Source organism: Sphaerisporangium fuscum (assembly GCF_018531465.1).
GTDB classification, from domain to species: domain Bacteria; phylum Actinomycetota; class Actinomycetes; order Streptosporangiales; family Streptosporangiaceae; genus Sphaerisporangium; species Sphaerisporangium fuscum.
In genome coordinates this window covers 1-3,495 of sequence record NZ_JAHDTF010000078.1, presented here as the reverse complement: position 1 = coordinate 3,495, position 3,495 = coordinate 1, and the positions used below count along the sequence as shown (strand labels likewise).

Here is a 3,495-nt window from a genome sequence, read left to right as displayed (position 1 = left end):
CGAAGGGTGTGGATGGCCTCGGTGCGCGAGCGAAGCCACAGCGGCACGATCGGCCGGCGGGTACGGGCCTTTTCTTCCAGGTCCGTCAGCCAGTCGCGGCGTTCGCCGCCGGGCTGGTCAACCCGGACGAAGTTGCCCTCCAACACCGTGCCGTCCGTGGGCGGCACGGCGGCCTGCTCGGTAGGTGGGTAGGGGTGGCGTCCAGCGCGGACGGTGTCCAGGTGAACGACCTCGGCGCCCTCGCCGCCGGTGGTGTCCTGCGCGGCCTCGGCGTGGTCGGCGGGGTTCTCGTCCGAGCGGTCGGGGGTGCGGGCGTCGCGGGGGTCGAGCGGGTTGCTCATGGCGGTGTCCTTGTCGGCTCGAAGCGGACGGGAGGGCGGACGGTCCGGCGGTCGGCGTGGCGGTCCGTCCGGCGTTTTTGGGCACGGACGGTCCGCGGTCCGGGTTGCGGACCGTCCGCGGGGTGGGGTGGGTTAGTGGTCGCCCTCGGCGAGGGCGGCGGGTACGGTCTGGCCGTTCTCGGCGGGGTCGGCCGGCGCTTCAGTCTTGAGCCGGGCCAGCAGCGCCGAGGCGCGGTCGGAGGAGATGGACTGTCCGGTCTGGCGGATGGCGGTCAGCAGCCGGTCACGGGTGAGGGGGAGCCCTTGGGCGTCCAGGTCGGCGGCGACCTTCCAACCGAGCGGCATCAACTCGTCCACGTCCGGCGGTACGGCCCGCTTGGTCGTGCGGGCGGTCGTCTTGCGCTTGCTGCCCTCGGCGGCGGCGGTCCGCGGCTTGCGGGACGCGGCGGGCAGTGCCGGACGGGCCGGCGCCGGGGGAGCGGCGGGCGGGGGTGTGAGCTGTTCGGCGGTGATCTGGATGGGTTCGGGTGCGGTGGCGGGGGCGAGTTCGCCGAGGCGGTACAGGGCACGCTCGCGGCGGGTGGCCTTGAATCGCCACAGGCGCCCGTACTGGTCTTGAAGGTCGGTCTTGGCCAGGATGCGGTCACGCTCGCGGGTCAGGGCATCGGGATAGGAGCGGATCTCCCACAGCACCATCCGGCGCCACAGCGCGAAGGTGGGCAGTGGGGCCAGCAGCCAGCGGGAGCGGCGGATGCCGTCCATGCGGTCGGGCTTGACCAGGTCGGCACGCTTGCGGATGACGTGCGCGCCGACTTCCACGGCCACGACCCACAGCAGCGGCAGCACCGCGTGTGCCACCACGGCGAACCAGTCGATACGGGTGCTGGTCAGGTAGGCGGCGACGTTGAGATAGACCGTTGCCGCGGTCAGCGCCCAGGGGATGAACCGCAGCCAGCGCAGCCGCATCCCCAGACGGGCGAGGACGATGTCCAGCGCGGAGAACACCGCGATCCCGAGGTCAACGCCGAGGGGGACGGTCCAGGCGAACCAGCCGAACGACGGGGCGGCCACCTTGGCGACACGCTCGAAGCTGTTGACGAACCCGAGCAGCCCCAGCACGCCGGTGACCGCAGCGGTCACCATGACGGCGGTGTGCTCGCCCTCGCTCAATGGCCGGGATCGGTTGGTGGTGTCGGTGGTGGTGGTCATGCGGCACGCTCCTCGGCGCAGTCCAGGCACGTGCCCAGGTGGCGGGGTAGCACGTATCCGGCGTCGGTGTGGCAGAGGGGGCAGGTGCGGCGGGCGGCGTTGGCCTTGTCCAGGGCGGCGCGCTGCCGGGTGGTGGCGGTGCGCTTGGGCAGGGCGAAGCGGATGTCGTACAGGTAGGCGGCGCGGACGCCGGGGGCGCCGTGCCTGCGCGAGCGCCACAGCACTTGAGCCTGTACGCCCTGACCTCCGGGGCGGAGCCCGGCGGCGGTGAGCTGACGGCGGGTGAGCAGGTGCGGCGGGGCCATCCGCCAGGGGTAGGTGGGAATGCCGTACCGGGCGCCGGCGGGGTCCCAGAACGAGGCGCGGATGCGGCTCACTGGTCTTCCTCCCCGTGCTCGCCGGGAAAGCTGCCATCGGCGTTGACGCCGGTGAAGCTGACCTGCTTGCCACCGGCAATGACCTTGCCATCTGCGGTGATCTCGGCGGGGCCGTAGTGGTTGCGCACGCTGGTCACGGGCGAGTCCTTCCGGTCCATGCCGTGGCCGCGGGCGGCGGCGCGGTCGATGTTGTCCAGGTCGCCGCGGGTGGCGTTGACGACGCCGGCGGCGACCAGCCAGGCGACCCACACCGGTTCGACCCCCGGCGCCTCGGCGAACTGGGCGTTGGTGATCTGACCGCGGGCGTAGGCGGCGGTGCGGGCGGTGAGGGTCTGCAAGTCGGCCGGTGTCAGCCAGCGGACGTTACGGGTCTCGCGCGCTGAGGGGGTCAGGGTTCCGGTGACCTCGGCGCGGTAGATGTGCCAGTAGTGGCCGATGCCCTCGGCGCCGGGCAGGCGGCGGCACCGGTTGTCACGCCAGCCCGAGCACACGGGCGACAGTGAGGTGACAGTGAGACCGAGTTCCTCGCTGACCTCAGCACGGGCGGCGTCGAACTCGTCCCCGTGGCCGTCGATGTGGCCAGCGGCGCCAGCGACGCCGGGCGGGAAGGTGTTGCGGTCGAACATCAGCAGACGGCCGGCGGGGTCGGTGATCAGCACGCCGACGCTGCGGTTGTCGCAGCGCTTGGCCGTCGAGCCGAGAAGCTGGGAAGCCATGGCAGAGATCTCCTCAGGCGGCGATGACGAGGGCGGCGACGAACAGCCACAGGTGGTGCCACGCCTGGTCCAGGGCGTAGGCGCCGGTACCGAGGTGCGGGGCGTCGTCATGGCCGGGGCGCGGGGCACCGAGGCGGAAGAAGTCGCCCTTCCCGATCGCGTCGGCGAGCCGGGCGAGCGTGGTACGCCGGTCGGCCCAGTAGTGCGACAGGGCGTCAACGGCGAGGCCGGCCACGACGGTCAGCGGGTTCAGCGTGACGCCGGCCAGCAGCACCACGGCAGCGAGCGCAACTGCCTTGGTGGCGGTCAGGGGGGCCACGTGCCGGGCACAGGCCAGGCGCCCCGACCAATCCGCGGCGCCCTTGGCGCATGCCTGGTGGTGAGTCTGGACCCAGTGGTCACCAAAGCTGTGCGCGGCGTATAACGCGATGAAGACGGCGGCGAAGGTGGCGGCGGCGTTGTTCATCAGGCCACCTCGCGCGAATCGGCCTCGGCGTCGATCTCTGCGGCAGTCATGCCGGCCCACACCCCCGAGATGGGGCGGACCTTCATGGCGTAGATGCCGCAGAGCAGGCGCGCCGGGCAGGACGCGCAGACCTCACGCGCGACGGCTTCCCGCGCGGCCTTCTCCTCGGCGGGCTCGCCGCCCTCGGGGCCGACGTGCAGCTCGGGGTCATAGACGCACTCGGCGTTCTCGGCGAGCGTTCCCGGTGCGCCGAGGGTGGCCAGCGCGGAGGGGTGAGCAGCGGTGAAGGTTGCGCCGTAGCTCCACGCCGCGGCGCGTGCCAGCGTGACCAGGTCGGCCGGGTCCTCGGCGGTTCCGCAGACCTTGACGAGGCGCCCCTCGTACCG

General features: G+C 72.5%; 6 protein-coding genes. All 6 read right to left on the bottom strand.

Annotated features, from left to right (window positions below; translation table 11 throughout):
* A partial coding sequence (locus KIK05_RS46325; protein ID WP_214417324.1) for a hypothetical protein occupies positions 1 to 341 on the bottom strand: 341 nt, incomplete at its 3' end.
* Positions 342 to 473: 132 nt separating this feature from the next.
* Complete coding sequence (locus tag KIK05_RS46320) at positions 474 to 1,550, bottom strand: DUF2637 domain-containing protein (RefSeq protein ID WP_214417323.1); 1,077 nt, start codon at positions 1,548 to 1,550, stop codon at positions 474 to 476.
* Positions 1,547 to 1,927, bottom strand: a complete 381-nt coding sequence (locus tag KIK05_RS46315) for an RRQRL motif-containing zinc-binding protein (RefSeq protein WP_214417322.1) — start codon at positions 1,925 to 1,927, stop codon at positions 1,547 to 1,549. Before KIK05_RS46315 ends, KIK05_RS46320 begins: the two co-directional genes overlap by 4 nt.
* Positions 1,924 to 2,643: an NUDIX domain-containing protein gene (locus KIK05_RS46310; protein ID WP_214417321.1), complete on the bottom strand. Its 720-nt coding sequence runs from the start codon at positions 2,641 to 2,643 to the stop codon at positions 1,924 to 1,926. The genes KIK05_RS46315 and KIK05_RS46310 overlap by 4 nt, the downstream gene beginning before the upstream one ends.
* Positions 2,644 to 2,656: 13 nt before the next feature.
* The gene (locus tag KIK05_RS46305) at positions 2,657 to 3,109 is read right to left on the bottom strand and encodes a DUF3307 domain-containing protein (protein WP_214417320.1); all 453 of its coding nucleotides are present in this window, start codon (positions 3,107 to 3,109) and stop codon (positions 2,657 to 2,659) included.
* Positions 3,109 to 3,495: WhiB family transcriptional regulator (locus KIK05_RS46300; protein WP_214417319.1), on the bottom strand; the 387-nt coding region annotated here is incomplete at its 5' end. The genes KIK05_RS46305 and KIK05_RS46300, both read right to left, overlap by 1 nt.

Bases quoted from the DNA above. Each gene is read 5' to 3' on its own strand.
- KIK05_RS46310 (WP_214417321.1), bottom strand. From the start codon at position 2,643: ATGGCTTCCCAGCTTCTCGGCTCGACGGCCAAGCGCTGCGACAACCGC.
- KIK05_RS46305 (WP_214417320.1), bottom strand. From the start codon at position 3,109: ATGAACAACGCCGCCGCCACCTTCGCCGCCGTCTTCATCGCGTTATAC.
- KIK05_RS46320 (WP_214417323.1), bottom strand. From the start codon at position 1,550: ATGACCACCACCACCGACACCACCAACCGATCCCGGCCATTGAGCGAG.